Origin of the sequence: Desulfovibrio diazotrophicus, from assembly GCF_902498985.2 — a bacterium.
GTDB classification, from domain to species: Bacteria; Desulfobacterota; Desulfovibrionia; order Desulfovibrionales; family Desulfovibrionaceae; genus Desulfovibrio; species Desulfovibrio legallii.
On sequence record NZ_OX346397.1, the window covers coordinates 1,640,163 to 1,666,423 of the forward strand.

21 protein-coding genes and 1 pseudogene are annotated in these 26,261 nt (G+C 62.8%); 4 read left to right on the forward strand and 18 right to left on the reverse strand.

Features of this window, described 5'->3' with window-relative positions:
• The first annotated feature begins 46 nt into the window (after window positions 1-46).
• Window positions 47-2,128: an elongation factor G gene (fusA, locus tag J7I12_RS07115; protein WP_118230261.1), complete on the forward strand. Its 2,082-nt coding sequence runs from the start codon at window positions 47-49 to the stop codon at window positions 2,126-2,128.
• Between the two features lie 166 nt (window positions 2,129-2,294).
• Entirely contained in the window at window positions 2,295-3,482 is a 1,188-nt protein-coding gene (gene argJ / locus J7I12_RS07120; RefSeq protein ID WP_118230260.1) for a bifunctional glutamate N-acetyltransferase/amino-acid acetyltransferase ArgJ, read from the forward strand.
• Window positions 3,483-3,815: 333 nt separating this feature from the next.
• Here the strand turns inward: argJ and J7I12_RS07125 are convergent, their stop codons facing one another.
• The 7 genes from J7I12_RS07125 to aprB all read right to left on the reverse strand — a co-directional run bounded on the left by J7I12_RS07125 (window position 3,816) and on the right by aprB (window position 14,325).
• Window positions 3,816-5,573, reverse strand: a complete 1,758-nt coding sequence (locus J7I12_RS07125; RefSeq protein ID WP_118230259.1) for a bifunctional lysophospholipid acyltransferase family protein/GNAT family N-acetyltransferase — start codon at window positions 5,571-5,573, stop codon at window positions 3,816-3,818.
• A 492-nt stretch (window positions 5,574-6,065) separates the two neighbouring features.
• On the reverse strand, window positions 6,066-6,788 hold the full coding sequence (locus J7I12_RS07130; protein ID WP_288907710.1) for a hypothetical protein: 723 nt from the start codon (window positions 6,786-6,788) through the stop codon (window positions 6,066-6,068).
• 93 nt (window positions 6,789-6,881) lie between these two features.
• On the reverse strand, window positions 6,882-8,063 hold the full coding sequence (qmoC, locus tag J7I12_RS07135; RefSeq protein WP_118230257.1) for a quinone-interacting membrane-bound oxidoreductase complex subunit QmoC: 1,182 nt from the start codon (window positions 8,061-8,063) through the stop codon (window positions 6,882-6,884).
• 13 nt (window positions 8,064-8,076) lie between these two features.
• Entirely contained in the window at window positions 8,077-10,353 is a 2,277-nt protein-coding gene (locus tag J7I12_RS07140; RefSeq protein WP_288907709.1) for a hydrogenase iron-sulfur subunit, read from the reverse strand.
• 5 nt (window positions 10,354-10,358) lie between these two features.
• Window positions 10,359-11,594 (reverse strand): CoB--CoM heterodisulfide reductase iron-sulfur subunit A family protein, encoded by a 1,236-nt coding sequence (locus J7I12_RS07145; protein ID WP_118230255.1) that lies wholly within the window; start codon window positions 11,592-11,594, stop codon window positions 10,359-10,361.
• Between the two features lie 217 nt (window positions 11,595-11,811).
• Window positions 11,812-13,800 (reverse strand): adenylyl-sulfate reductase subunit alpha, encoded by a 1,989-nt coding sequence (gene aprA / locus J7I12_RS07150; protein ID WP_118230254.1) that lies wholly within the window; start codon window positions 13,798-13,800, stop codon window positions 11,812-11,814.
• A gap of 36 nt (window positions 13,801-13,836) precedes the next feature.
• Window positions 13,837-14,325 carry an adenylyl-sulfate reductase subunit beta gene (aprB, locus tag J7I12_RS07155; RefSeq protein ID WP_288907707.1) on the reverse strand — a complete coding sequence of 163 codons (489 nt, stop codon included), beginning with the start codon at window positions 14,323-14,325 and terminating at the stop codon, window positions 13,837-13,839.
• 515 nt (window positions 14,326-14,840) lie between these two features.
• Here aprB and J7I12_RS07160 point away from each other — a divergent pair.
• Window positions 14,841-16,580 carry a 3-phosphoshikimate 1-carboxyvinyltransferase gene (locus tag J7I12_RS07160; protein ID WP_288907706.1) on the forward strand — a complete coding sequence of 580 codons (1,740 nt, stop codon included), beginning with the start codon at window positions 14,841-14,843 and terminating at the stop codon, window positions 16,578-16,580.
• Window positions 16,581-16,937: 357 nt separating this feature from the next.
• Here J7I12_RS07160 and J7I12_RS07165 read toward each other — a convergent pair whose 3' ends face one another.
• The 11 genes and pseudogenes from J7I12_RS07165 to J7I12_RS07215 all read right to left on the reverse strand — a co-directional run bounded on the left by J7I12_RS07165 (window position 16,938) and on the right by J7I12_RS07215 (window position 25,913).
• Window positions 16,938-17,369 (reverse strand): hypothetical protein, encoded by a 432-nt coding sequence (locus J7I12_RS07165; protein ID WP_118230251.1) that lies wholly within the window; start codon window positions 17,367-17,369, stop codon window positions 16,938-16,940.
• Window positions 17,366-17,683 carry a hypothetical protein gene (locus J7I12_RS07170; RefSeq protein ID WP_118230250.1) on the reverse strand — a complete coding sequence of 106 codons (318 nt, stop codon included), beginning with the start codon at window positions 17,681-17,683 and terminating at the stop codon, window positions 17,366-17,368. Before J7I12_RS07170 ends, J7I12_RS07165 begins: the two co-directional genes overlap by 4 nt.
• 48 nt (window positions 17,684-17,731) lie before the next feature.
• Window positions 17,732-18,394 (reverse strand): flagellar basal body-associated FliL family protein, encoded by a 663-nt coding sequence (locus J7I12_RS07175; protein ID WP_118230249.1) that lies wholly within the window; start codon window positions 18,392-18,394, stop codon window positions 17,732-17,734.
• Window positions 18,395-18,486: 92 nt separating this feature from the next.
• Window positions 18,487-18,867, reverse strand: a complete 381-nt coding sequence (locus J7I12_RS07180; protein WP_118230248.1) for a chemotaxis response regulator CheY — start codon at window positions 18,865-18,867, stop codon at window positions 18,487-18,489.
• A gap of 44 nt (window positions 18,868-18,911) precedes the next feature.
• A complete protein-coding gene (locus J7I12_RS07185; protein WP_118230247.1) occupies window positions 18,912-19,685 on the reverse strand; it encodes a FliA/WhiG family RNA polymerase sigma factor in 774 nt (257 codons plus the stop codon).
• A gap of 116 nt (window positions 19,686-19,801) precedes the next feature.
• On the reverse strand, window positions 19,802-20,614 hold the full coding sequence (locus J7I12_RS07190) for a MinD/ParA family protein (protein WP_118230246.1): 813 nt from the start codon (window positions 20,612-20,614) through the stop codon (window positions 19,802-19,804).
• Between the two features lie 29 nt (window positions 20,615-20,643).
• On the reverse strand, window positions 20,644-21,678 hold the full coding sequence (locus J7I12_RS07195; RefSeq protein WP_118230245.1) for a flagellar biosynthesis protein FlhF: 1,035 nt from the start codon (window positions 21,676-21,678) through the stop codon (window positions 20,644-20,646).
• A gap of 240 nt (window positions 21,679-21,918) precedes the next feature.
• Complete coding sequence (gene gcvH / locus J7I12_RS07200; RefSeq protein WP_118230244.1) at window positions 21,919-22,299, reverse strand: glycine cleavage system protein GcvH; 381 nt, start codon at window positions 22,297-22,299, stop codon at window positions 21,919-21,921.
• 12 nt (window positions 22,300-22,311) lie between these two features.
• Window positions 22,312-23,691, reverse strand: coding sequence for a dihydrolipoyl dehydrogenase family protein (locus tag J7I12_RS07205; RefSeq protein WP_118230243.1), 1,380 nt, complete (start codon window positions 23,689-23,691; stop codon window positions 22,312-22,314).
• Between the two features lie 102 nt (window positions 23,692-23,793).
• Window positions 23,794-24,618, reverse strand: a complete 825-nt coding sequence (locus J7I12_RS07210) for a thioredoxin domain-containing protein (protein ID WP_288907704.1) — start codon at window positions 24,616-24,618, stop codon at window positions 23,794-23,796.
• A gap of 46 nt (window positions 24,619-24,664) precedes the next feature.
• Window positions 24,665-25,913: pseudogene (locus tag J7I12_RS07215) on the reverse strand (MFS transporter).
• Here J7I12_RS07215 and J7I12_RS07220 point away from each other — a divergent pair.
• Complete coding sequence (locus J7I12_RS07220; RefSeq protein ID WP_270229314.1) at window positions 25,812-26,150, forward strand: hypothetical protein; 339 nt, start codon at window positions 25,812-25,814, stop codon at window positions 26,148-26,150. The pseudogene J7I12_RS07215 and the gene J7I12_RS07220 overlap by 102 nt on opposite strands.
• The last annotated feature ends 111 nt before the right edge of the window (window positions 26,151-26,261 follow it).

Consider the following 26,261-nt stretch of genomic DNA (forward strand, 5'->3'; position numbering starts at 1 on the left):
GCGTCGGTTTTGGACCTCACCGCATCCGCAGTATGGAGGAAACACCGTGTCCCGCACTGTTCCTGTAGACAAACAGCGCAATATCGGCATTATGGCCCATATTGACGCCGGCAAAACCACGACCACCGAGCGCATCCTTTTTTACACCGGCGTCAACCACAAGATCGGCGAAACGCACGACGGCGCATCCACCATGGACTGGATGGAGCAGGAACAGGAGCGCGGCATCACCATTACTTCCGCCGCCACCACCTGCTTCTGGAAAGACTGCCGCATCAACATCATCGACACCCCCGGACACGTGGACTTCACCATTGAGGTGGAGCGCTCCCTGCGCGTCCTGGACGGCGCCGTCTGCGTCTTTGACGCCGTGGCAGGCGTGGAGCCGCAGTCTGAAACCGTGTGGCGTCAGGCCGACCGCTACCATGTGCCCCGCATCTGCTTTGTCAACAAGATGGACCGCATCGGCGCCGATTTCTTCCGTTGCGTGCAGATGATCCACGACCGCCTGGGCGCCAAGGCCGTGCCCCTGCAGCTGCCCATCGGCTCTGAAGACAAATTTGAAGGCGTGGTGGACCTGGTGCGCGGCCATGCCATCCGCTTTGACAAAACCACCAAGGGTGCGCAGTTCAGCGTGGAAGACATCCCCGCCGACATGAAGGACCTGTTTGACGAAAAGCACCACGAAATGCTGGAAGCCGTGGCCGAAGAGGACGAAGTGCTGCTGGATAAGTACCTCAGCGGCGAAACCCTTACGGAAGAAGAAATCGTCTCCTGCATCCGCAAAGCCACTGTGGCGCGCAACATTGTGCCCGTGCTTTGCGGTTCGGCCTTCCGCAACATGGGCGTACAGCCCCTGCTGGATTCCGTGGTGGACTATCTGCCCTCGCCCGTGGATATTCCGCCCATGACCGGCCATGTGCCCGACAAGGAAGACCAGCTCATCGAATGCCACTGCGACGACAAGGAACCCCTGGCCGGTTTGCTTTTCAAGCTCTTTTCCGACCCCTTCATCGGCCACCTTTCCTTCTTCCGCATCTATTCCGGCTTTCTGGAATCGGGCATGACCGTGTACAACGCCAATACCGGCAAGCGGGAGCGCATCGGCCGCATCCTCAAGATGCACGCCAACAAGCGCGAGGACATCAAGTGGGCCGGCGCCGGCGATATTGTGGCCCTGGTGGGTCTCAAAAACGTCTCCACCGGCGACACCCTCTGTGATGAAAAGCGCCCCGTTATTCTGGAATCGCTGAACATCCCCGAACCGGTCATTGAAGTGGCCATTGAGCCCAAAACCAAGGCCGACCGCGACGCCCTTTCCGCCGCGCTCAACAAGCTGGCCAAGGAAGATCCCTCCTTCCGCGTCAAGGGCGACGAGGAAACCAACCAGACCCTCATCGCCGGCATGGGCGAACTGCACCTGGAAATCATCGTGGACCGCCTCACCCGCGAGTTCAACGTCAACGCCAATGTGGGCAAGCCCCAGGTGGCCTACCGCGAGACCATCTCCAAGCCCTCCAAGACCGACCTCAAGTACGCCAAGCAGTCGGGTGGCCGCGGCCAGTACGGCCATGTGGTCATTGAGGTGGAGCCCAACCCCACCAAGGGCTACGAATTCGTAAACTCCATCTCCGGCGGCGTCATTCCCAAAGAATACATCCCGGCTGTGGACAAAGGCATGCGGGACGCCCTCAAGTCCGGCGTGCTGGCGGGCTTCCCCGTGGTGGATGTGAAGGTCAACCTGGTCTTCGGCTCCTACCACGAGGTGGACTCCTCCGAGCAGGCCTTCTATGTGGCCGGTTCCATGGCCATCAAGGACGCCATGAAAAAAGCCGGCCCCGTGCTGCTGGAGCCCATCATGGACGTGGAAGTGGTCACCCCTGAGGAATACCTGGGCGACGTCATGGGCGACCTCAACGGCCGCCGCGGCCGCGTCCAGAATATGGAAGCCCGCGCCGGCGGCGCGCAGAGCATTCGCGCGCAGGTGCCCCTGGCTTCCATGTTCGGCTACGCCACGGATCTGCGCTCCCGCACCCAGGGCCGCGCCACCTTCACCATGCAGTTTGACCACTATGAACGCGTGCCCCAGGCCCTAGCCGACGAAATCCAGAAAAACCGCACCGCCTAACGGCAACGCGGCATTAGGCTGATTGAACGATACGGGGGGGGCTTTTGCAAAAAAGTCCCCCCTATCCATACCCCTTCTCTCAAACTTTTCTTCCCCCTGGGGGCCGCATCCGGAGCATGCCGCGCCGACATCGCCCGCTGCCCGCCGCCAGATACAGGAGACGGCCATGCAGGACGATCTGCCCAAAGGCTTCAAGGCCGGCGCCGCGGCTGCCGGATTCAAGGCCCAGAACCGCGACGATCTGGGCCTCATCGTGTCTGACCGCCCCGCCGCCCTGGCGGGCATGTTTACCCAAAACGTCTTCAAGGCCGCCCCTGTGCTGGTCTGCCAGGAAATTCTGGCCCAAGGCGGCACGGCCCGCGCCGTGCTGGCCAACTCCGGGCAGGCCAACGCCTGCACCGGCGAAGAAGGCCTGGCCAACTGCCGTGCCACCCAAGCTATGGTGGCCGGGCTTACGGGCCTTAAGGTGGAAGAAATCCTGCCCCTTTCCACCGGCGTCGTGGGCGCGCACCTCAAAATGGACCTCTGGCTCGACGCCGTTCCCCTCCTGGTCAAAAGCCTGGGCAGCCGCGATGCCGAAGGCTTTACCCGCGCCTTCATGACCACGGACGCCTTTCCCAAATTTTCCAGCCGCGAACTCCAGATGGAAGGCGGCACGGTGCGCCTCACCGTCATGGCCAAGGGCGCGGGCATGATCTGCCCCAACATGGCCACCATGCTCTGCGTGGCCCTCACTGACGCGGATGTGGAGCGCGGACCCTGGCAGGCCATGTTCCACCGCGCCGTGGAACAGACTTTCAACCGCGTAAGCGTGGACGGCGACACCTCCACCAACGACACCATTCTGGGCCTGGCCAACGGGGCCTCCGGCGTGGCCGTCCGCTCCGCCCGCGACCTGGCCCAACTGGAGGAGGCCCTCACCGCCATTCTCGGCACGGTTTCCCACATGCTGGTCATGGACGGCGAAGGCGCCAGCAAGGTCATCCACATTACCGTCACCGGCGCGGCCAGCGAGGCCGACGCCGCCCTGGTGGCCCGCAGCGTGGGGCATTCCCAACTGGTCAAAACCGCCATTTACGGAGGCGACGCCAATTGGGGCCGCATTGTCACTGCCGTGGGCTACAGCGGCGCGTCCTTTGACCCCACTCAGGTGGGCCTGACGCTCTGCGGTGTGGAACGCTTCCGCCAGGGACGCCCCGTTAACGACGATAAAGAAGACCTCCTGGCCGAACGCCTCAAGGCCAAGGACATCCCCGTGGAAATATCCCTGGGCGACGGTCCCGGCTCCTATACCCTCCAGGCTTCGGATCTTGGGCACGAATATGTGACGCTCAACTCGGACTACCGGTCATAATTCTTTACTGGCCCCAGCATAGTAAAAAGCCCCACGCATCTCGTGCATGGGGCTTTTTACTATGCTGGGGGAATCTCTACGCAGCCGGGTTGACCAGTCAGCAGCCAGGGCATTGCAACATTGGAATGCCCCTGAACTGATTGCCACAGTATCTGAGGAGGACATGCAGGGCACGCGAGGCGAGGCCGTGACGCCTCCACGACATTTGGCAGATGCACAAAAAAATCAGGGGACGCCTGTTGCCTACCCTAAATAAAAAAGTTTTTTGAAGGGTTGGGGGGTGTGGGGGGGAAGGGGGACTTTTGTGAACAAAAGTCCCCCTTCCCCCCACCATCATTTCTCGTACACGATGCCATCGCGCAGGCGCTGGAAGCCCTCGTCGCCGAGGTAACGGCGCAGGAAGCGCTCTGGGGCAGTGCGCAGGTCCACCACCAGGAGGGCGTCGAGGGTGCCGAAGGCGGCATCCTGGTGGAAAGCGACAATGCGTCCGCCCAGTTGCAGGTAGTGTTTGAAGAGGATGGGCAGGTTGCGGCCGTTTTCCATGTGCCGGACAAGGGCATTGATGTCGGCATAGGCCATTTGGCGCACAAAGGGGGTATCCACGGCGGGCCGCCGGGGTTTGCGCCCGCGCACCAGGGTTGCCAGGGGCGCGTGCCAATGGTTGCGGCGCAGATAGTTGCAGAGCAGATCCACGCTTTGAGGCTTGTAGTCCAGCCCCATGCTGGCGGGACCAAAGAGGGTGCGCGCACCGCTGCGCAGGGCCAGTTGCCCTATGCCCTTCCAAAGCAGGAGCAAGGGAGCGTAGTCGCGCTGGTAGGCGGCGCGGATAAAGGCGCGGCCCAGCTCCAGGGCATTGCCGCAGTGGCGGAAAAATTCCGGATTATACCGGAACAACGCAGCGGTATAGAGATTTTTGGCGCTATAGCTGTGGGCCGCGTCGGACCGGACCAGGCAGGCGCGGTAGGCCCCGGCCAAGGCCTGCGCCTCTTCATCCACCAACACTAGATGGGCGTAGGCGGCATCGTAGCGGTCGGTATCGCGGGCCTTGCCGCTGCCTTCCCCCAAAGCGCGGAAGGCTTCTTCGCGGCGCATGGTCAGTTCATCAAGAAGTACGGGGGATTCCGCTCCGAGGAGCAGATAGACGCTGTAGCGGCCTTCGCGGGCCAGTACGCGGTCCTGGGGCAGGGCCGCCAGCGCGGCCATAAAATCCTCCTGAACAACGGGCGCGGCCAAAGGGGCCGGAGATACGGCACGCTCGCGGGCCACTGGCGCGGGGACAAGAGACTCCTGTAACAGACGCAGACAGAGGGTGCGTTGGGCGTGGCTAAGGGTGCGCAGGGATTCGGCTTTATACGGCCGGCCCACACGCATGTGGACCAGACTGCCGCGCTGGCGCTCCAGAACGTGCGGCAAAAGGGCCGTGCCCAAGGCTTCGCTGAACTGGGTGGCGAGCAGAAAGGCGGGACTGACGCGGGCAGTGAACCGCAGAGGCAGGCAGTGCGTGCCAGGGCAGGCGGCCAGCAGACCCAGAAGACGGGACCAGGGCTGTTCACGCACACCCGCGCCGGGCGACCAGCGGGCCACCTTCCCGGCGGGAAAGATGCCCAGCGCACCGCCCCGCCGTAAATGGCGCAGGGCGGCGCGCAGTACGGCGGCATTGGCCGCGCCGGCCGCCCCTGGGGAAAGGTCCAGGGGCAGCAGACGCGGCGCCAGGGGGGCCAGTTGGGGCAGACTGGCGAGGGTGGCGGTGGTCAGAATCTTCAGGTCCGGACGCAGACGGCCACAGCGGGCCAGCAGGACCAGACCTTCCAGCGCGCCTGTGGGATGGTTGGCGTAGAGGAGCAGCGGACCCTGGGTGGGGATGCGCTCCAGGGCGTGGGGCTCACTGCGGACGCGCACATCCAGGGCCGCAAGGCAGGCGGCGGCAAAGGCGGGGGCGTCGCCGCAACGGGGCAGGCCCTCGGCGGCTTTTTGCAGCCGACCCAGGGCGGTAAACCGGCGCGCCAGGGCGCGCAGCAGCCGCCGGGGGCGGCGCGGTTCAAGGGGCGCGCCTTGCGGCGCCGGTGACAGAATTTCTATGCTGCCGGGCATGCTCCTCCTCCTTATCTTAGAGTATTTAACACTTGAAATGCTCGCTTACGGCAGGCAAAAGCCTGCCTTCTCGCATTTCGTGGCAAGGATTTTCAAGAAAATCCTTGCAGAGCAATTAACTCATTTCATTCGTAAACCGCTCTAGCAGGTTACCTTTGAGAATATGTACCCTCAAAGTTTACGGCACGCTCGTTCCGGCGCTTAACAGTGCAAGTACATTGCGCTTGCGCCTTCACGGCGGGCGTCTGCTTATGCAACCGCCAGGGTATTGCAAAGTTGCAATGCCCCTGAACTGGTTGCCACAGTACCTGGGGAGAACATGCGGGGCGTGCGTGGCAAGGCCGTGACGCCTCCACGACATTTGGAAGTTGCACAAAAAAACTCAGGGGACGCCTGTTGCGCACCCTGAGTAAAAAAGTTTTTTGAAGGGATGGGGTATGGGGGAAGGGGAACTTTTGTGAACAAAAGTTCCCCTTCCCCCATAAAAACCTTTTAAAACCCGAAGCCGTCGTTGTTTGCACCGGAAGCGCCGAAGCCGAAATCATCGGGCACGGCGTTTTCTTCAGCGGCGGGTGCGGCTTCTTCAGCGGCCGCGCCGGCCGCGCCGGCGGCAGCGCCGCCCACAACCATGCCCTTGAGGCCGTCCTTGATGGCGTCTTTGATGGTCTGCATGAGATCATCGTGGCTCACGGCCACCTTGCCCTGGAATTCGGCCACCTGGCGACGCAGGCCGCCCATATCGGTGTTCATGGTTTTGATTTTGGCTTCCAGCTCATCCACCTTTTTAGTCAGGGCTTCGGCGCGGGCCTCAGCGGGCTCCAGGGCGCGCACGCGCTCTTCAAGGGCGGAAGCGGCGGCCGTTTGGGCGGCCATGCTCTTATAGGTATCGGCCAGGGTATCCAGAGCCTGGTCCACCAGAGCCTTGGTGCGGCCGTCCATGCAGGTAAGGGAAACATTGTCGCCCAGCAGGCTGCGGCCGGCGCTCACAAAGCCATCCCAGGACTGGCCTTCGGCCCAGTCCAGATCCATAAACTTGGGGAACCAGCGGGCCAGCCAGGCGGCGGCAAAAGGACCTACGGCCTTGGCGCAGCAATCACACTCAATGGAGCGCCCGGCCACGAAACCGGCGATTTCTTTGATATCCACGTCTTCCTTGCCCACGACCAGGGCCAGGACGGACTCCACAGGAAAGACTTTACGGGACGTATCGGACATGGCGGCCTCCTCCTCGGAGATCGAAATTATTCTGTACAACGCGGTACGCAAGGGCGGCCCCGGCGGACCGGGGCCGCGCCACAAGGTTACCTTCTAGCTTCTGCCGTACATGCGCACATAGACCAGGGCCGCCGTGCGGTAGACAAAGTGGCCGAGTTTGGACCAGGGCAGGTAGGCGAAAAGCATCCAGACAAACACCAGGTGCAGATAATAGACCAGAAAGGCGGGCACCACGGCGTCGGCCAGGCGAAAGCACTGGGACAGGATGCCGGTGACGGCCACCAGCCAGATAATGCCCAGAAGGTACCAGTCGTACCAGCTGGAGGCCTGGTATTTGGGGTTGAGCCGCACGCGCCGCGCAGTGAGCACGGCCAGGCCGCAGAGCAGCAGCAGCGCGCCCAGGTTGGCCAGAATTTTCACCGGGAAGGTGAGGGGCATGGGCGTTTCGATCTTGATGAGGGGGATGACCTTGCCGCCCCAGTGCCCCAGGGCCACGATGGCCGTGACGCAGGCCAGGATGGCAAAGCTCCAGACCAGGAGGAAGTGCCCCCACTTGCGGTTGGGCGTTTCTTTGCCGGTATCGGGACCGGATTCGCAGTCGTCGAAGCGGCGGTGGGTGATGATCTCATCCCAGAGCACATCCCAGAGGTGCCAGAGCCAGCATTTGGTCTTACCGATGACGGCCAGCTTGCCTTCGGGTTTGAACAGGGCCCAGAGCTTCATGACGCCGCGCGCCAGGATGAACACCGCGCCGAAGAACGTGAGCATGAAGATGGGGTCAATGGTGTAGTCGCCGTAGAAGATCTGGCCGAAGACGATGCGTCCGTCAGCGGCGCGGGGGAACCAGTTGCCGCCGTTGAAGCCGGCGCGGATCCACCAGACCACCAGCCAGAGCAGGGCCGGGATGGCGAAGAGCACGGGCAGGCCCGAAGGTTTGCTCATGAGCTTGCCTACGGCCACGGGCTCGGTCAGTTCCTTATAGATAACGTTGCGGGCCGCGCCCATAAGGTCGGCCGGGCGCGCGCCGCGGGGGCAGAGGTCCGCGCAGTTGCCGCAGTTGTGGCAGAGCCACAGGTCCACATCGGCGCGGAGCTTGTCCTTGAGGCCCCAGGAGGCCCAGACCATTTCCTTGCGCGGATAGGGCGCGTTGGCCGGAGCAAGCGGGCAGGCCACAGAACAGGTGGCGCACTGGTAGCACTTTTTGAGGGACTCTCCCCCCGCTTCTTCCAGCGCCCTGACAAACTCCATATCAGGTTTGATTGTGCATTGTGCCATTGCTGCCATCCTCCTACATGCCCTTGAACGGGTTGGGGCCCAGGGCCATGATGCGGTCCACAAAACCGTCGATCAGGTCAGGTACCGTGTCGTATTCGTCAATGGCCACTTCAAGCTGCTCCACCCGTTCGGGCTGCACGCCCAGACGGTTGAGGGTCTCGGCGATGTTTTCCTTGCGGCGGGAGCAGATTTCAGAGCCCTTGACGAAGTGGCACTGGTAGTCGTCGCCGTATTTGCAGCCCAGCAGCATAACGCCGTCAAAGCCTTTGCTCATGGCGTCGGAAACCCAGATGGCGTTGACCGAGCCAAGGCAGCGCACCGGGATAACGCGGCAGTAGGGGCTCCAGGTCTTGTGCCGCGCCCCGGCCATATCCAGAGCCGGGTAGGCGTCGTTTTCGCAGGCCAGGATGAGGATGCGGGGGCCTTCGTTTTTGAAGTCCTTGGGCACCTGCACCTCGCGGATCATGGAGCCGATCTGGTCGATATTGTAGTTGGCAAAGGAGATGACGCGCTCCGGGCACGCGCCGAAACAGGTGCCGCAGCGACGGCAGCGCGCCGGATTGGGCTTGGGCGTGCCTTTTTCGTCGTCGTCCAGAGCGCCGAAGGGGCACTCCTCTGTGCAGCGTTTGCACTGGGTGCAGCGCACAAAGTTGAACACGGGGTAGGAAAGGTCGCCGGAACGGGGATGCACGGCCACGCCGTGGCTGGCCGCCTCAATGCACTGGACGGCCTTGAGCACCGCGCCGCGGGCGTCTTCTTCGCAGGCGTCCATGGTCAGGGGCTGCCGCACGCAGCCGGCCGCATACACGCCCGTGCGCCGGGTTTCGTAGGGGAAGCAGATGTAGTTGGAGTCGGCAAAGCCGTCAAACAACTGCAGGTCGGGGAAATCCGGCCCCTGGCGGTAGTCGAAGTTGACCGTCACGTCCTTGGCCGTGGTGGGCACCAGCCCCGTGGGCAGAACCACCAGGTCCACGTCCAGGTCAAAATCCATGCCCAGCAAAGTGTTTTTGCACTCCACCACCATGTGGTCGCCGGCTTCACGCACGGCGGTCACGTCGGCCTTGGTCATCATAACGCCCAGGCGGTCCTGCATCTTCTTGTAGAAGCGCTCCAGAATGCCGGGGACGGTCATATCCTTATAAAGGATAAAGGTTTGGCAGGCGTCGTTGGTCTTTTCACAGACCGTATTGGCCAGACGCAGCATACCCACGCTGTTGACGGCGTTGGAGTAGGTAAGGTGGCGGAAAGTTTCCAGGTCTTCTTTGACAAAGGCCTTTTCTGCATTGTCACCCTCTGCCGGGGCGGCCTTGGGAGCCTCCTCCGGGGCGGGGGCCGCGGCGGCTTCTTCCGCCGCCTTGCGCACTGCCGCCTCGGCCAGGCTCACGTCCAGCACAAAGGCGATACGCCGCGCGCTGACCTGGCCAGCCACCAGTTGCTTGCCAAAGGTAGCGGCGTCCATGACCTTAGGGCTTTTGCCCAGGCCCATGGGCTCCAGATATTTCTGATCCAGGGGCACCCAGCCCGTGGCCAGCACCGCCGCGCCCACGTCCACGCTGACGGGGCCGCTCTGGGTAGCTATAGTGGCCTTGAATTCGCCGGGCTGGCCTTCCAGTTTTTCCATACGGGCGTTGCAGTGCACGGTGATGCGCGCGTTGCCCGTAACCTCGGCGATCCTGGTTTCCAGGTTGGTGGGCTGCTTGTCCGTCCAGGGCGAGGCCAGAGGCGACGCCATGGGGATATTGTTGGCCGCGCCGCCGAGCTTCTCGCTCTTTTCCACCAGCACCACTTCGTAGCCCGTGGCCGCCGCTTCGGCTGCGGCGGTAAGGCCCGTCCAGCCGCCGCCGATGACCAGCACACGCTGCACGCCGGTGATGGCTGCCGAATCGGGCACCGAGCTTTTCTGCAGTTTGACCACGCCCATATTGATATAGTCGCGAGCCATAAGAGTGAGCAGCGCGGGCGCGCCCTGGCTCAGGTCCACCGGGCTCTTGTCCGGATTTTTATAGGCCAGCACGCACTGTTCGCGCAGGTTCACATGCTCCACCTGCACAGGCAGGCGGTAGATATCCGCATCCACCCGGGGCGAAGCGCCGCAAAGCAGCACGCCGTCCAGGCCCTGGGCTTCAATATCAGCCCTGATTTCATCCACGGCCGCGGCCAGCACGGGAACAACCTTAACCACAGGCGTGAGGTCGCCCCACTTTTCTCCAGTCTGTACGGCCAGAGCGGGCACATCCAGCCCGCCGCCGATGTTCTGCTGGTCAAAATAGACGCCAATTTTACCGGCCATGCCGCCTACCTCCCTTTCACCGTTTGCACCGCCTTCAAGGCGGCGGCTGTGCCGGACTGCGCGGAGCGCATCACATCCAGGGGCATGCGTGCGCAACCGGCGGCGAAAATGCCGGCCTCTTCGCCGCCCGCAATAAAGCCGTCTTCATCCAGAGGCAGGGGCAAGGGCGCGTCCTCACCGGCCAGCGAAGGCTGCATGCCCGTGGCCAGCACCACCAGATCATAATCCAGGGTCATTTTCTCGCCGCGCACAGCGTCTTCGGCCGTAAGCCGCACCATGTCGCCGGGGGCCTGAACCACGTCCGCCACCTTGCCCTTGACGAAATGCACGTTGGGCAAGGCCTGGACTTTTTCCAGCACCTTGGTGTAGCGGCCAGGGGCGCGCAGGTCGATGTAGTAGACGGTGATCTGCGTCTGGGGGCTCTGCTCCGAAAGATACAGACACTGCTTGAGTGTGGCCATACAGCAGATGTAGGAGCAGTAGTTGAGGTGGTTTTGGTCGCGCGAGCCCGCGCACTGCACAAAAGCCACCTGCAAGGGCTGCCGCCCGTCCGTGGGCCGCACCATACGGCCGCCCGTGGGGCCGAAGGGCGAAGCCAGACGCTCCAACTGCATGTTGGAAATACAATTTTTGACTTTGCCCGCGCCCAGGTTGCTGAGGCGGGTCACGTCATAGGGCTTCCAGCCCGTGGCCACCACCACAGCGCCCACGCTGAGCTCCACCTCGTGGGGCTTTTCGGCCAGGTCCAGGAACTGGGCCCCCGCCACCCGGGCCGTATCGGCCTTGGAAAGGGTGTGCGTGTCCAGGGTGTAGCGTGCGGGAAAGGCAAAGGGCATGGCCTTGTAGAGGGCCTTGCGCTTGCCGAGCCCCAGGTCAAACTCGCTGGGGGTCGTGCCTTCCAGACTGGAGGCCAGCAGGCTGAAATCCACATTGTGGGGCGCGGTGTGGCGCGGTTCAATGCGCACCTGCACCTTGTAATCGCCCTTGACGCCCACAAAGCCCACCACCTGGGCCTGGGTGAAAAATTTGATGCGCGGGTTATTCCTGATGCGCTGGAACTGGATTTCCAGCCCGCAGGAGGGGGGACAGAGTTTGGGGAAATATTTGTTGAGCTGAGCCACGCGGCCGCCCAGCCAGGGCGACTTTTCGACGATGAAGACGTCGTGCCCCAGTTCCGCCGCTTCAATGGCGGCTGTGAGGCCCGCAAAGCCGCCGCCCACGACGAGAATGGCATTGGACATCCTGGATATCCTCCTGCGTTGTTGCATAGCGGCTAAAGAAGGAAAAGGCCTCCCGCCGCGGAAAGTGGAAACGCCGCCCGTGAGGCCCCGCTGCGCCGTGAAAAGGGGCGGTCTTGCGACCGCCCGGCGGCGCGGGCCGACGGCACGCATCGCGCCGACCCGTCAGCAGTCTGGGGCGGCCTTGCGGCCGCCCCAGTGTCGTTTCAGTGCCGCCTGACTAGTCAGGGATGATCTGGTAGTAGGGCTTCTTGAAGATCTTGGTCTCGCCGGTGGCGGGATCGTACTTGGAGTTCACAAAGCACTTCCACTTGCTGTCGTCAAGACCCATGAAGTCCGCACGGTAGTAGAAGCCGGGGTACCGGGATTCCTCACGGAAGGCAATGTGCTGCATGTGCAGACGCACGGTCCAGAGGCGGTGGTAGTTTTCCCAGCAGCGCAGCAGTTCGTGCAGGTCGCGGGCGGCCAGCTTTTCAGAGTCTTCTTCCATCATCTCAAGCAGATAGAAGCCAGTGTCAAGCAGGGCCTTGGAGGTGGTGTAGTAGGTGCCCACGCCGCCGCCGTATTCATCGGTGCACTTGACGAGGCGCATCATGAAGTTCTTGGGCGTGATGTAGTTGGGGTTCACCACGGGGTCGGTGGAAGCGGCCTTGCCTTCCATATAGTTGTAGTAAGGACGGTAGATGAGTTTTTTCAGCTCGTCGGCCGTTTCCTTGAACTCAGGCTTGAAGTCCTTGTGGTCCAGGCACCAGCGCACCATCTGCTTGCCGGCGATGCGGCCTTCGGCGTGCGAGCCGGAGGAGAACTTGTGGCCGGAAGCGCCCACGCCGTCGGCGCAGGTGAAGAGGCCTTCCACGGTGGTCATGCGGTTGTAGACCTTGCCGTTGCTGGCTTTGACTTTGTAGTCTTCCGGCACCCAGGCTTCGTCCGGGCCGGAGGCCCAGATACCGCAGCAACCGGAGTGGGAGCCCAGCAGGTAAGGCTCGGTGGGCATGATTTCGGAGCCGCGTTCTTCAGGCGCGGTGTTGGTGGCGGCCCACAGGTTGGCCTGGCCCACGCACATGTCAAGGAAGTCTTCCCACGCTTCGGATTCCAGGTGCTTCTGCTGCTCTTCGCTCAGGGTGGCAAAGGTGTTCAGCAGGGCGGTCTTGGTGTCCATGTAGATGGGGCCGCGACCTTCGCGCATTTCACGCAGCATCATGTGGTTACGCAGGCAGGTGGGGATGACGTTGCCCTTGGCGTAGCCGCGGTCCTCGTAAGGCTTCAGCATGGCCTTGTTGGTGGAGCAGTAGTCTTCACCCTTGGAGTTGGTGGCCTTGGCCTTGAAGAGCAGGAACCACGCGCCCACGGGGCCGTAACCGTCCTTGAAGCGGGCGGGCACGAAGCGGTTTTCCATCATGGTCATTTCGGCGCCCACCTGCGCGCACAGGGTGTAGGTGGAGCCGGCATTCCACACGGGATACCAGGCGCGGCCCATGCCTTCACCGGTGGAGCGGGGGCGGTACACGTTCACCGCGCCGCCGGCGGCCACCATGATGGCGTTGGCTTTGAAGATGTGCACTTCGTTGGCGCGCAGGTTAAAGCCCACGGCGCCGGCCACCCGGTTGGGGGTGTTTTTGTCCAGCAGCAGTTTCACGATGAAGATGCGCTCCATCATGCGGTCTTCGCCCAGGGCATTCTTGGCCGCTTCGGCCACGATGCACTTGTAGGACTCGCCGTTGATCATGATCTGCCAGCGGCCGGAACGCACGGGCTTGTCGCCCTTGCGCAGGGATTTGCCCGCGGCCTTGGCGTCGGCGCCGTTCATGTTGTGGCCGTCTTCGCTCTTGATCCAGCAGGGCAGGCCCCAATCTTCAAACAGATGCACGGAGTCGTCCACGTGGCGGCCCACGTCGAAGATCAGGTCTTCGCGCACCAGACCCATAAGGTCGGTGCGGACCATGCGCACATAGTCGTCGGCGGAGTTTTCGCCCAGATAGGTGTTGATGGCCGAAAGGCCCTGGGCCACGGCGCCGGAACGCTCCAGCGCGGCTTTGTCGCAGAGCATGATTTTCAGGCCATGTTTGTCGCCCCAGCGCACGGCCTCATAGGCCACGCCGCAAGAGCCCATGCCGCCGCCCACGATGAGCAGGTCAACCGCATGTTCTTTGACTTCGGGTTCGGCAATGGCAACGCCCTTATTCACTTCCTTCACGGGAATCATAGGCATAGTGATTTCTCCTTTCGCACTTGCTGTTGCAAAAGCCTAGCGGCCGTGTTCTTTGCAGGTAAAGACCTTGTCGGCTTCCGACACATCGAACTTTTTGCCCAAGGCTTCCTTGGGAGTGGCCAGCGCGGTTTCGGTGAACAGCAGCTCGTCTTCCAGGTTGGCGCCTTCGGGGCGGCCGTCGTAAGGTTTGATGGAGCCTTCAGGCGTGGTGCGAATGGGGAACTTGAAGCGCTTCACGTTGCCGTTGCGGAACTTGACCGTCCACATGATGGAGTCGGCCGAACGCATGGGGATACAGGTGCCGCCCATGGGCGCGAAGTCCGCATAGGGGCGGGCCGTAATGGCGCCCTGAGGGCAAATCTTGACGCAGGAATAGCATTCCCAGCAGGCGTCCGGTTCCTGGTTGTAGGCCTTCATTTCCTCAGGGTCGAGGATCATGAGGTCGTTGGGGCAGATGTACATGCAGGCCGTCTTTTCGCCACCCTTGCAGCCGTCGCATTTGGACGGATCGACAAACGTCGGCATATGTGTCCTCCAACTCGTAAAAGTGTTACAGAAAACCCGCCGGGTTCGGCGAGGCGCAAAGCAAATCCGTCACGCCGGGGGTCAGCCGAGCGCCTCCGCAACGAAGGTAGGGCGTATGGCTTGCGCAATTAGTAACAAGCCCTTGGCATCTACGTCAAGACCCCCTGGAAAAATTTCGTGAAAACATTCGCGCGTTGTGCAAAAAAAATCTTAAATTCTCCATGGTTATAAATCTTGTGAAAAAAACATTTAATACCGCCGCCACGTGGCCGTCACCGCCCTGTCGCAGTGACGCGGCACTGCCGCCCCGTACCGGGGCCCATACCGACCGCAACAGCCCTCCGCAGGGCCACGGACACGCCACAGACCTTGCCAGAGAAGTCGATTCAGGCTAACACGCTTACGCAGACAAGGGAAGCCCCCACGCCCCGAATTTTTACTGGGTGCGCGGCCAGCAGCCGAACGGGCTTATGCCTGCCGGCGCCCACCCACCTCATCCTTTTGGACAATTGCATATGACCGAGCACTCTCATGAAGGGCGCACGCCGCGCCGGAACCCCGAACAGCGTGATGCGCGGCCCCGCCGCCCCTTGCGCGAGGTGGTCAGCGACCTTGACCACGACATTTTGCGGCTCTTGCTGCGCCGCCACAATCTGCTTACGCGCATGCGGGGCGACAAGCCCCGCCTGGAGCCCGCAGAAGAAAAATTTCTGCGTGAATCATGGGAGGCCGCCGCGGCCCGCGTAAGCCGCGACCCACGCCTGACCGGCCACTTTTTTTCTCTGATGCAGGAAGTGGTCTTTCAACCCCGACCAGTGGCCCCGGACGCGCAGGAAAACGGCGCAGACCAGCGCCCGGAGCCTCCCCGCACGGCTTTCAACCTGGCGCCGCCCGCGCGGCCTGTGAAGCTGGACTGCACCGCCCCGCTGGCCTGCCGCGTAACCCGCGCATGGCTGTTTCTGGCCGCGACCAGCGGTCGGCCCCTGTGCCTGGCCCCTTGCCTTATGAACGACCCCATTGTGGACTGCGTGCAGATGCTTACCCAGGCCGGGGCCGCCCTTACCCGTACGGACGACGGCGTGCTAGCCCGTGAGGCTGCCCCCCTGGGCACGCCGGACAAAGTGCTGCACGCGGGCGACAGCGCCTGGAATTTTTTTCTGCTGTTGGGGCACTATCTGGGCCGGCCCTCCCGAGTCAAAATCACAGGCGGCTCTGGTCTGAAACTGGCGGATTTCACCACCCTGCGCCATGTGTTGCCTGCCCTGGGCGCGCGCCTGGTGCACGCCGTGCCCAAGAGCACGGGCCTGCCCGTGCGGCTGGAGTGTTCCGGCTTGCTGCCGGACGCCTTTACCCTGCCCGCGGACGTGCCCGTGGAGCTGGCCGAGGCCCTGCTGCTGGCCGCGCCCGGCTATGAACGCCCCTTGTTGGTGGACCTGAGCGCCCACCCGGACCAGGCCACGGCCCTGGCCCGCGTGCTGCCCGTGCTGCGTGCGGCCGGCGCCGCCGTGCAGGCCGATGGCGGCAGGGTGCGCGTCACCCCCGGCCCCCTGAATTTTCCCGAAAGCCCCGAACTGCCGCTGGAACCGGAACTGGCCGTATTTTTGCTTGCCCTGCCCCTGGCTTTGGGCGGCAGCGCCCGGCTCACCGGCCTGTGGCCCCGCTGGCCCGCAGCCGTGGCCGGCTGGGATTTGCTGCAGGCTCTGGGCCTGGACTTGCGCCAGGATACCCGCAAGGAACACGGCGAAATTGTTGCCCAAAACGCCGTCCCCGTGCACGTTTTTGATCTTGCGGCCCTGCCGGTCCACTTCCCTGCGGACTGGGCGGCGCTGCCCCTGGCCCTGGCCGCCTGTGCGGCCCTGCGCGGCGGCGAAGTTCGTCTGCCCGCCCTGTCCGGCGGCGTGGACCCCGCCGAGGTGGAAAGTTTTCTGCGCGCAGCGGGCTGCGACCTGAGAGATGACGGCCGATTGTGCAAAAAAGAACAATGTGGTCAGGAAACCCCCTGGAACGCCCCCTCGCCGGTCTGGGCTCTGGGCCTGGCTCTGGCCGCCTGCGCCCGCCCCCACCGCAAGTTGGGCAATCCTGGCGTCATGACGGAGTTGTATCCGGCCTTCTGGGCGCTCTACAACAGCCTGCCCGAACCTGCCCTGCGCCGACAGCCTCCCCCGGCCGCCACGCCCGAAGCGCCCCGTCGACGGCGTATCCATACGGCCTCTGTGGCTGTACCGCCGGAACTGCCGCCCGACGAAGAATGGTAGCCACCAGCCGACTCTAGAGTATTTAACACTTGAAATGCCCGCTTACGGCAGGCAAAAGCCTGCCTTCTCGCATTTCGTGGCAAGGATTTTCAAGAAAATCCTTGCAGAGCAATTAACTCATTTCATTCGTAAACTGCTCTAAAGCGCAAGGGCGCGCAGACGGACAATCCCGTCTGCGCGCCCTTGCGCGTCAGCACATTGAAACTTTGAGAGTATACATTCTGCACTGGTAGTGCTACGCGCACTCCGGCACCTACCAGCGCAAACACCTTGCGCTTACGCCTGCGTGACGGACGTTTTGCGCACGCAGTCGCCAGAACAATGCAAAAATAGAATGAACCTGAAAACGCCGCCGCCTCAGTCCGCACCCGCTTCCTGGGCGAGGATGAGTTCCACTTCGTCCAGGCTCAAACCGGCGTTTTTGGCGATTTGGCGGGGAGAAAGACCTTTTTTGCGGCCATTGAGGATAATCTCGCGCAAAAAACGGGGAGAACGGCTGATGCCTTCGGCCTGCTCCAACAGGCGGCGCAGCTCCCGGACGCGTGCTTCCAGCTTGGCGTCCAGGTCACGCAGTTCGGCCTGACGCTGGGCAAAGCTGCCTACGATTTCGCGCTCCAGGCGGGCGTTCATCTCAATGCGCTGCAACAGGCTCTGCTGGTTGCCCTGAAGGGTATTGATGAGCGTTTCCGAACGGCGCAGCCGCAGATAAAAGAACAGCACGCCGCCCAGAATGGCCAGCTCTAACAGAGAGAAGACGCCCGTCAGGACGAGCAGCAGGGTTGTATTCATACCTTAAGATTCAAAAAATTGCCCACCAGGGGCGAAGCGGGGGCCGGCTCTTCTTCCGTGGCCGGGGCCGCCCGGGCCCGCCGTCTGGTGGCAAAACCGGGCCTGCCGCCGCCCTCCCGGGCTTCGGCCTCCAGCGACATTTTAGCGCCGGGTTCGCTCTTGTTGATCTGGCGCTGTTCCTGCCGGGCCATTTCAGCCGCCAGCACGCGCGCCATGGCGGCGGAAGCCTGCGGGGCCACCGCCGCGGCATTGGCCAAAGACGTGGCCAGACCGGTTTGGGCATACAGCACGGCCACGGTAGCGTCAACGCTCATGCCGGCCTCCCGCCTTGCCGTCCGGTCCGTGCGCGGCACGGCAAAGGCTTATGAATTGAGATAACTTTCCAGCAAAATGTCCGTAACCTGCCCCTGGGTCAGGTAGTCGTTGAGCACTTCCGTCAGATCCCGCTTGATGGTGGGGGCGTTGTCGGCGTTGAGCAGAAAGGCGTCCGTCTTGCTGCCCAGGTAGAAGTAGAGGGCATCACGCAGGGAAACCATTTTGCGGTCCAATTCCGCGCCCAGGGCCGGATTTTTGTAGACCACAGAAAACTTGCAGATCAGAAAGGCCGTACCGTCGCCGTCAGCGCGCGGCACCACAAAGGGGGCCAGCTCTTTGACCTGGTCCTGGGGCATCTGGGCCGTGGGCGTCTGGGGCACCACAACTACCTCTGGCTTGACGGCCTCCGCCGGTGGAGGCGGCGGGGTGCGCGGCCAGAGCCGCCAGGCGGCGCCCGCCCCGATCAGAACCAGCAGCCCGGCCACCGCCGCCGCCAGCCGCCAAGAGCGTTTTTTGGGCGGGGCCGCACCGTCTTGCGGCACTGCGGGCGCGGCCTGGCTTGCGGCCACAGCCGGCATTTTTTCTTCCGATTTGAGGAAGGGGGCGTCGTCCAGGTCCAGTTCCACCTTGCGGCGGACGGGGTCAGGCCCCAGATCCATCTGCAGGGCTTCCGTGTCCGGAGCGGTTTTCACGTCAGTTTTTGCAGCCACGCGCCCCTCCCGGGCCCTGAGCCGTCGCGGCAGCCCGCGCACACCAGGACGGCGTCTTGCCCCTGCATCGCCGCGTCATGGTCGCGCCCCGCTCAGGCAAAGATCTTGTCAATTTTCTGCTTCATGGTATCAGCGGTGAAAGGCTTGACGATGTAGTTGGACACCTTGGCCTGCACCGCCTCAATAATATTTTCCTGCTGGGCTTCCGCCGTGACCATAAGAAACGGTATATTTGCAAATTGTTCACTGGCGCGAACCTTGCGCAGCAAATCAATGCCGGTCATCTGGGGCATATTCCAGTCGGAAACGATGAAGTCTATCTTTTCTCTGTTGAGGACTTCCCATGCGGAGGTGCCGTCGTCGGCCTCCACCACGTTCTGAAAGCCGATCTGGCGCAGGATGTTGCGAACAATACGGCGCATGGTGGAAAAATCGTCAACCACAAGAACGCGCATGTTGGGATTGTAAGGCATGAAAAATTCCTCCCGCCATCGGCCCCCGCGGGACCGTTTATGCATTATGCTTCAGGTTCCTCGCCGTAACGGCTGACGAATTCTCTGCGCAGACGGCTCAGGGCCTGAGAGTGAAGCTGAGACACGCGCCCTTCGGTGATGCCCAGAACTTCGGCGGTTTCACGCATATTCAACTCGTCCGTATAGTAAAGCGACAGTACCAATTTCTCTCTTGGCGTCAAGGTATCAATAAGCGGCGCGACGCGTTCCACCAGTTCCCGCAGGGCCGTGCGCCGATAGGGTTCGCCTTCGCCGCCCTGTGCGTCGCCCGCAAAGGTGTCCTGGATGGCGTCCAGCGAAACCCACAACTGGTTCTGCAGTGCTTCCAGGCCCTGACGCACCTCGCGCAGCTCCAGACCAGTGAGGTGTTGCAGTTCTTCTTCCGTGGCGGGGCGGCCCTCCAGATTTTCCACCTGCCGCATGGCCTCGTCCAGCACGCGCACCCGCTGCCGCAGGGAACGGGGGAACCAGTCCAACCGACGCAGTTCGTCCAGCATGGCGCCGCGGATGCGGCTTTCTGCATACGTTTCGAAGCGGATGCCCAACTGCGGCCGGAATTTGCCGAGCGCCTCCATCAGCCCCAACGTGCCGGAGCTGATAAGCTCGCCCAGCTCCACGCTGCGGGGGAGTTTGGCTTTGAGGCGCAGTGCCAGAAAGCGGATCTTGGGGGCATAGTGCCGCACCACCGCTTCCTGCTCCGGCGGCGAAAAGCGTTCCCATGCGGTAGCGCCGCTTTCCAGCGCCTCCCAGGGTTGTATCCGCGCTGTGGCGGTTTTCATGGCCGTTTCCTCAGTTGCAGCCTCTTCCCGCGTGGCGGCGCGCCACGCCTGCTGTCCGCCGCCGCTGCCGGCCCGCCCGGCACTGCAGCGGCGGTGTTGCCGCACAGGCAAAACGCCTAACGGAATAAAAGTTTTTTCCAGAAAAACTTGATATTGCCATCCAGATTTTCGGGCACTTCCCAGGTGGTGATGGTCTTGGCCATCGCCAGCACCCCACGGGAGGCCGGGCTCTGCGGCTCGCTGACGCAGAAAGGCAACTGCTGCACCACGGCCTTGCGCACGGCCGTATCGCGCGGGATAACCCCCGCCAACTCCAGCGAAACGCCGCTCAAAAAGTGATCGCAGGCCTGGTGCAGGCGCACAAACATCTCCCGCGCAGTTTTGGCGTCCGGGGCCATATTGACGCAGACCTCAAAGCGCTCCACCCCATGATTGGTCTTGAGCACCTTGATGAGGGCGTAGGCGTCCGTAAGGGAGGTAGGCTCCGGCGTAAGCACCACCAGGCGCTCCTGCGCGGCCATGTTGAAATACAGCACATTGTCGTTGATGCCCGCCCCCGTGTCCACAATAAGATAATCCAGGTCGTTCTCAAGTTCGTCTACGGCTTCCAGCAAATCCAGCTTCTGGCCGGTGGAAAGGGTAAGCATTTCGCTCATGCCAGAAGAGGCCGGCAGAATGGAAAAACCATAAGGCGTGGGGAAAAGAATTTCCTGGATGGTCGCGCCTTCATGAAACAGGTGGAAAAGGTTTTTCTGCGGCGTAAGCCCCAGCACCACATCCACATTGGCCAAGCCCAAGTCCGCGTCAATAAGTACCACCCGCTTGCCCAGCTGGGCAAGACAGATGGCCAGATTTACCGATATATTGGTTTTGCCCACGCCCCCCTTGCCGGAGGTAACGGAAAAAACCAGGGGAAAGGTGCCGCTCATCCGAGTGCTCCATATGTTTCAGCCAGGGATCAGGCCGCCTGGCCGGGCAACTGCCGTTTGAAAATCAGGCGCCAGACCAGCGGCTCCGTGGCCGGGGCAAGGCTCTGCTGCAGCTCCGCGCCGAACGAAAGGGCCGATACAGGCAAGCCGGCGGCGCAGGCCACATTGACCATAGTACCAAAGCTAACGGCTTCGTCCAACTTGGTCCAGACCAGGGAGCCCGGCCCGTCATGGCTGTAGCGCCGCAGCAGGGCGCGCGTCTGCGTTGCGTCATAAAAAGGAGAAAGCACCAGATGCGTGGCCGCGTCGGCCAAATCCAGCCCCATGTGCTCGCACCAGGCGGCCAGGGTATCGGCGCGGTCCAGGCCGGGCGTATCCACAAACACGGCGCGCGCTTCGGCGCAGGCGGCCAGGGCCTGCTCCAGGGCGGGCTTGTCCGGGGCCTCCATATAAGTAAAGCCCGAAAGCTCCGCCCAGTGGCGCAGCACCAGACGCCCGTTGCCGCGCAGGCAGTCCGCGTTGATAAAAGCGATGCGCGTCTCCGGCGCTTCCCGCCGCCAGTGCAGGGCCAGGCGCAGAGCCGTAGTGGTCTTACCCGCGCCGTACGGACCCGCCAGCACATGCAGGCGCTGGGGCCAGTGCTCCCTGCTCCAGGGCCGCACCGGCACCATGCGGCACAGGCTTTCCAGCACAGAGGCGCCGGGCGCGTCGGTCAGGCGCTGATAAAGGTCCACGGCCACGGCGTCGGAAACGCCCTCGCGCTGCAGATATTCCAAGGCCACACGCTGCCGGGGAGTGAGGCGATCCAGGCGCATGGCAGGCTTCATGAGGGCAAAAAGTTGTTCTTTGACGTGCTGCCAGTCCTTGCGCCATTCGTTCCAGCCCGCACCCACGGGCTGGGCGGAGGCTTCCGGGCGTTCCAGGCCGGCGGTGATCTCGTGGTGGACGACCCCGTTCTTACGGTAGGTGCGGCTGCCCAGAATGACGGCTTCAGGCCCCATTTCGGCCTTGATCCTGGCAAGCAGCTCCTGTGCTGTGGCTCCGGTAAATGTCTTGACCTGCATGTCTTGTCCTTCTGACCACGCGCGTCCGCCGCGCTGTCGATTGTGCCGTTTGTCTGACGACGCGGCAGAAGATGCAATTTACAGGCCAAAGTCACAAAAAGTGCAACAACGCAAAAAGGCGGCCCCAAGGCCGCCCTGACGGTACTGCGGCCCGCCCCCGTCCTGAAGGACGATTTTGGGGCGGGCCTGCCGGAAGGTGGCCAAAAAAGCCACCTAATGTACGGATACCACGTTAAAAAATCAAGCCTGTACCTGGGCGGCGTAGGCCGCTGCCGTCAACGCGCCGCCCTCCTCTGGAGCCGTGCGGCGGACTTCCACCAGCCAGCCCTCGCCGTAGGGGTCCGTGTTGCACAGCTCCGGCGCGTCTGCCAGGGCGGGGTTCACGGCCGTGACTTCGCCGGAAACGGGCATGAGCGCGTCGCTTGTCACTTTGACCGATTCAATGGAGGCGCAGGAAGCCCCCTGGGCGAATGCGGATCCTGCTTCCGGCAGGTCCACAAAGATGACGCCGCCCAGCTGTTCCTGCGCATAGTCGGTAATGCCGATGCGCCAGACGCCCTCAGGACGCTGCTGCGCCCAGAGGTGGTCGGCGTGGTACTGCCTGTCGTCGGGAAATTGCATGACAAGATCCTTTTATTGGGGGACAGCGCGGGGCGCGTTCATGGCCAAAGGCAGAATTTCATCCAGGGTGGGGTGCGCAATCATGACCGTGTGCAGTTTCTCGGGCGTATAGTCGCCGGCCAGCAGGAGGCTGGCCACGCTCACCAGGTGCGACACGCCGCCGCCCACCGCCGCCATGCCCACCGGGCGTTCGCCCTCCCAGACTACTTTGACGAAACCGGCGGTGTGCCCGCTGGCCTGGGCAATGGGGTTCATGGTCAAGGGCGCTTGCGAAACGCTGACAGCCCGTCCCTCTCGCAAAAGTTCCTTGGCCGTGGGGCCCACACGCATAATTTCCGTGCTGCCGTAGACGCAGGAAGGTACCGGGCCGGATGCGTATGCGCCAAATTCCCGCCCCAGAATGCGCCGGGCCACATAGCCCGCCTGGTGCTCCGCCGCGTGGGCCAGCAGAGTCAGACCGTTGACGTCGCCCACAGCATAGACGCCAGGGGCCGCCTCCAGGTGCGCGTCCACCGCCAGATAGCCGCGTCTGTTCAAAGTGCAGCCCAGGCTTTCCGCTGCCAGCGCCCGCGTGTTGGGGGTGCGGCCCACAGCCACCAGGGCCTTGGCGGCCGTAATTTCGCGGCCGTCCTCCAGGGTCAGGCGGGCCTGCCCGTCCACCGTACGCAACTCCTTGGCCCGCGCGCCTTCCAGGCAGGTGACGCCCGCCTTGGTCAGGGCGCGGAGCATCTCTTTGGCCACGTCCGCGTCCTCCAGGGGGGCGATGTGCGGGGCGGCCTCCACAATGGTCACCTTGCTGCCCATGGCGCGGAAAAAGTCACCCATTTCCAGACCAATGGCCCCGGCGCCCACAATAAGCAGGCTCTCGGGCACGGCCGCGATGCGCAGCAGGGCCGTGCTGTCCAGCACGCAGTCGTTGTCCGGAGTCAGGCCGGGAAAGGCTGCGGAAGACGTACCGCAGGCCAGCACCACCTGGGCGGCCGCCAGTTCCGTGACGCCGTCCTTACCCTCCAGGCGCACCCGGTGCAGGCCTTCGGCCGTGCCGGCGCAGACACCACGACCTTCCAGCAGGGTCACGCCCAGGCCGGTCAGCTCCTTGGCCAGGGCCTGACTGCTGCCCTTGGTGAAACGGGCCACGCGGGTCTGCAGGGCCGTATAGTCCACGGCGATTTCGCCCTTGGCCACCCGCAGGCGCTGCTGGGCGGCCAGAAGCGCGCCCGGCGCCACGGCCCCCAGCAGGAGCTTGGTGGGGATGCAGCCGCAGTTGAGGCAGGTGCCGCCCCAGTGCGTATCCTCCGCCAGGGCCACCTTTTTACCGCCTTTGGCCAGCAGGCGTGCCGCCGACGTGCCGCCGGGGCCGCCGCCCAAAATCAGGACATCAAAAGTCTGCACGGATATTCCTCCCGCAGCGACGCTCCAGAGCGTCGGATAAGTGTCCGGGTGTACGGCGCGCGGCGCGGTTCCAGCCAGGCCGGAGCCGCGCCGCAAAAGCGCCTATTTGCCGATTTCGGCTTTGTACAGAAACTGCCGGGCAGCGGAACGGTACAGCAGAAGGTTCTGTTCCGGCAAGGGCTCCAGGCCGTGCAGGTCCACCGCCGCGTCAGGCGGCAGGGCCTCCACGCGGTAGGGCAAGGTAGGCTGTCCGTAGGCTTCGGCCACCATCTGGGCAGCGTCTCTGGCATCTTCGCGTCGGGGCCAGGTCCACTGTCCGTCCGCGCCGGGCAAAGGCATGGCCAGAAAGCGCACGCCGCCGCCGGGAATATCCCGCACCAGCCCTATACTCGCGGCCAGGGCGGCCGTGTCGGGCGCGCCGCCGTACACAGCGGCCGTGGCGGCCGCGCCACCCACGGCATTGAGCACGGCCTTCACGTTCTTGATGGCCAACAGGCGCTCCAGGAGGTCCGGCTTGCGGCCGTCCGTCTGCAGCCAGACCTCCAGGCCGCCCGCAGCCAGCCTGTCCACCAGAATACAGAGATTCTCCTCCTGGCCGTCGGGACACTGCGAGGGATAGATGCCGCCGATCTTGCCGTGGAGCAGGTCGCTTCTGGTGATGCAGGCTTCCAGCACATGGCCGGAAAGCAGGTAGGCGATGATTTCGCCCGAACCCTGCTTGATGACCTGGCCGTCATTGAACAGGGGAAACTCCACACCTTCGGGATTACGATAGATGGCTTTGCGGTTGGCGCGGTAGAAGGCGTTAAATTCCTGCGCGTCAGCCTTAAAATCCACTGTGGCGTAAGGAATATCCCTTTCGGCCAGAAAGGCTTTGACAATTTTGCAGCGGATGCACTCCGGTGCAGTATACAGTGTTATGCTCATACAAACCTCGTACAGAATAGGTTGGGGCAGCGCCAGACTATGAAGGTCAGGCTATGTCCTCCAGCGACTTGCCGCCGGTGCGCGCGCCCCAGATTCCCAGGATAAGCGCCGCGGCAATGCAGAGCGCGGTAAAAATGTAGAACACTCCGTCAAAGCTGTATGCTGCGTAGACAACAGGAATCAAGGGTTGACTGAAGGCCACGGCCAGCCGGCCCGACGCGGCGTGGAAGCCCGTGGCCGTGTTGCGCGACATGGTGGGGTAGGACTCCGCCGTATACGAAAACACCGTAAAGCCCATGCCCATGACGCCCGCCGTGAGCAGCCCGCCAATGAGCACCACCAGCCAGTAGCCCGACACGTTGCCGAAAATGGGCGCCAGAACCGCCATGAACAGCAGCATGCAGACAATGGGGATTTTGCGGCCGCCCATGTCGGAAAACAGGCCGGAGACAAAGCAGCCCACGGGCACGCCGATGGAAATAAGCGTGGTGGCCATGAGGCAGTCTTCAAGACTGAAACCGTGAGCCTTGAGCAGCGTGGCCGTCCAGTTGGTCACCAGGAAGGTCGCCGGATTGGTGAGAACGACCAGCAAAAAGATGACGATGGTGCGTTTGATGTATTTTTTGCTGCACATGCTCAACAGCACGTCTTTGAGCGGGGCCTTGCGGGGCGGAACCTTGGCCGCCGCCGCCGCAAGGTCGATGTTCTGCCCGGTGATGTCGCGCATGACATCCTCGGCTTCGGCCACCCGGCCGCGGGCCACCAGCCAGCGGGGCGACTCGTCCAGATACTTCCAGGCGATGATGAGCGCCACGTAGCCGAATCCGCCCATATAGAAGATATACCGCCAGGCCTCTTCGTGCAGAGGAATGATGGCCCGGCAGAGCATGCCAATGACCGGCACGGCGCAAAAACCCACGGCGGCCACCGTGTTCTGCCACTTGCCGCGGCTTTCCGCCGGGGCCATTTCGGCTATGTAGGCCTGCGAGCAGACCATAAGACAAAATACGCCAAAGCCCGTCAGCGCGCGAGGCCACAAACACGGGAAAGCTGTCGGTCAGGCCGTTGATGATGGATGCGGTGGAAAACAGCGTAATGGCAATAAGAAAGGTCTTGCGCCGGCCGATGATGTCCGAAATGACGCCGCCCACCAGACCGCCGCAGGTCATGGCCACAAAGTACCAAAAGGTGACGTGGCCCAGATCCTTCATGGTCAGGCCCCAGTTGTGCATGAGCGCCGGCGCGATAAAGCCGAAGTTCCAGTTGTCCATCTGCTCGCAGAAATAAGCGATCATGATGATGAAAAACACAACTTTATGTCGTCCACTGACCTTGAGCCCGTCAAAGTAGTTGTTGCTGATGCGTGGTGCGTCCTGCATGACCCCTCCTTGCGCGCGCTGCTGCGGCGGCTGCGGCCGGTTGTGAAAGGTAAAATTTGCACATGGCGTGCATGTATCCACCTAGGCCAGCACAGGGGTGGGCAATGTTGTGGCGGCAACCTTTTTGCGGTTTTTTTCACAATAGTATTTTAACCTATTGAAATAAAATTATTTATTTTAATAAAAAATAGTTTGTGAAAAAACCCTCTAATTCTTGAAAACGTTGCTGCCGCAACGTCGCGCCGCCGCGCCCACAGGCATGAA

Excerpts from the sequence above, each read along its gene's own strand:
- J7I12_RS07130 (WP_288907710.1), bottom strand. The coding sequence starts at position 6,788 with ATGTCCGATACGTCCCGTAAAGTCTTTCCTGTGGAGTCCGTCCTGGCC.
- J7I12_RS07195 (WP_118230245.1), bottom strand. The coding sequence starts at position 21,678 with ATGCAGGTCAAGACATTTACCGGAGCCACAGCACAGGAGCTGCTTGCC.
- J7I12_RS07185 (WP_118230247.1), bottom strand. The coding sequence starts at position 19,685 with ATGAAAACCGCCACAGCGCGGATACAACCCTGGGAGGCGCTGGAAAGC.
- J7I12_RS07170 (WP_118230250.1), bottom strand. The coding sequence starts at position 17,683 with ATGAGCGTTGACGCTACCGTGGCCGTGCTGTATGCCCAAACCGGTCTG.
- argJ (WP_118230260.1), top strand. The coding sequence starts at position 2,295 with ATGCAGGACGATCTGCCCAAAGGCTTCAAGGCCGGCGCCGCGGCTGCC.
- J7I12_RS07190 (WP_118230246.1), bottom strand. The coding sequence starts at position 20,614 with ATGAGCGGCACCTTTCCCCTGGTTTTTTCCGTTACCTCCGGCAAGGGG.
- qmoC (WP_118230257.1), bottom strand. The coding sequence starts at position 8,063 with ATGGCACAATGCACAATCAAACCTGATATGGAGTTTGTCAGGGCGCTG.
- aprA (WP_118230254.1), bottom strand. The coding sequence starts at position 13,800 with ATGCCTATGATTCCCGTGAAGGAAGTGAATAAGGGCGTTGCCATTGCC.
- J7I12_RS07125 (WP_118230259.1), bottom strand. The coding sequence starts at position 5,573 with ATGCCCGGCAGCATAGAAATTCTGTCACCGGCGCCGCAAGGCGCGCCC.
- J7I12_RS07145 (WP_118230255.1), bottom strand. The coding sequence starts at position 11,594 with ATGTCCAATGCCATTCTCGTCGTGGGCGGCGGCTTTGCGGGCCTCACA.
- J7I12_RS07180 (WP_118230248.1), bottom strand. The coding sequence starts at position 18,867 with ATGCCTTACAATCCCAACATGCGCGTTCTTGTGGTTGACGATTTTTCC.
- J7I12_RS07160 (WP_288907706.1), top strand. The coding sequence starts at position 14,841 with ATGACCGAGCACTCTCATGAAGGGCGCACGCCGCGCCGGAACCCCGAA.
- J7I12_RS07165 (WP_118230251.1), bottom strand. The coding sequence starts at position 17,369 with ATGAATACAACCCTGCTGCTCGTCCTGACGGGCGTCTTCTCTCTGTTA.
- gcvH (WP_118230244.1), bottom strand. The coding sequence starts at position 22,299 with ATGCAATTTCCCGACGACAGGCAGTACCACGCCGACCACCTCTGGGCG.
- aprB (WP_288907707.1), bottom strand. The coding sequence starts at position 14,325 with ATGCCGACGTTTGTCGATCCGTCCAAATGCGACGGCTGCAAGGGTGGC.
- J7I12_RS07210 (WP_288907704.1), bottom strand. The coding sequence starts at position 24,618 with ATGAGCATAACACTGTATACTGCACCGGAGTGCATCCGCTGCAAAATT.
- J7I12_RS07140 (WP_288907709.1), bottom strand. The coding sequence starts at position 10,353 with ATGGCCGGTAAAATTGGCGTCTATTTTGACCAGCAGAACATCGGCGGC.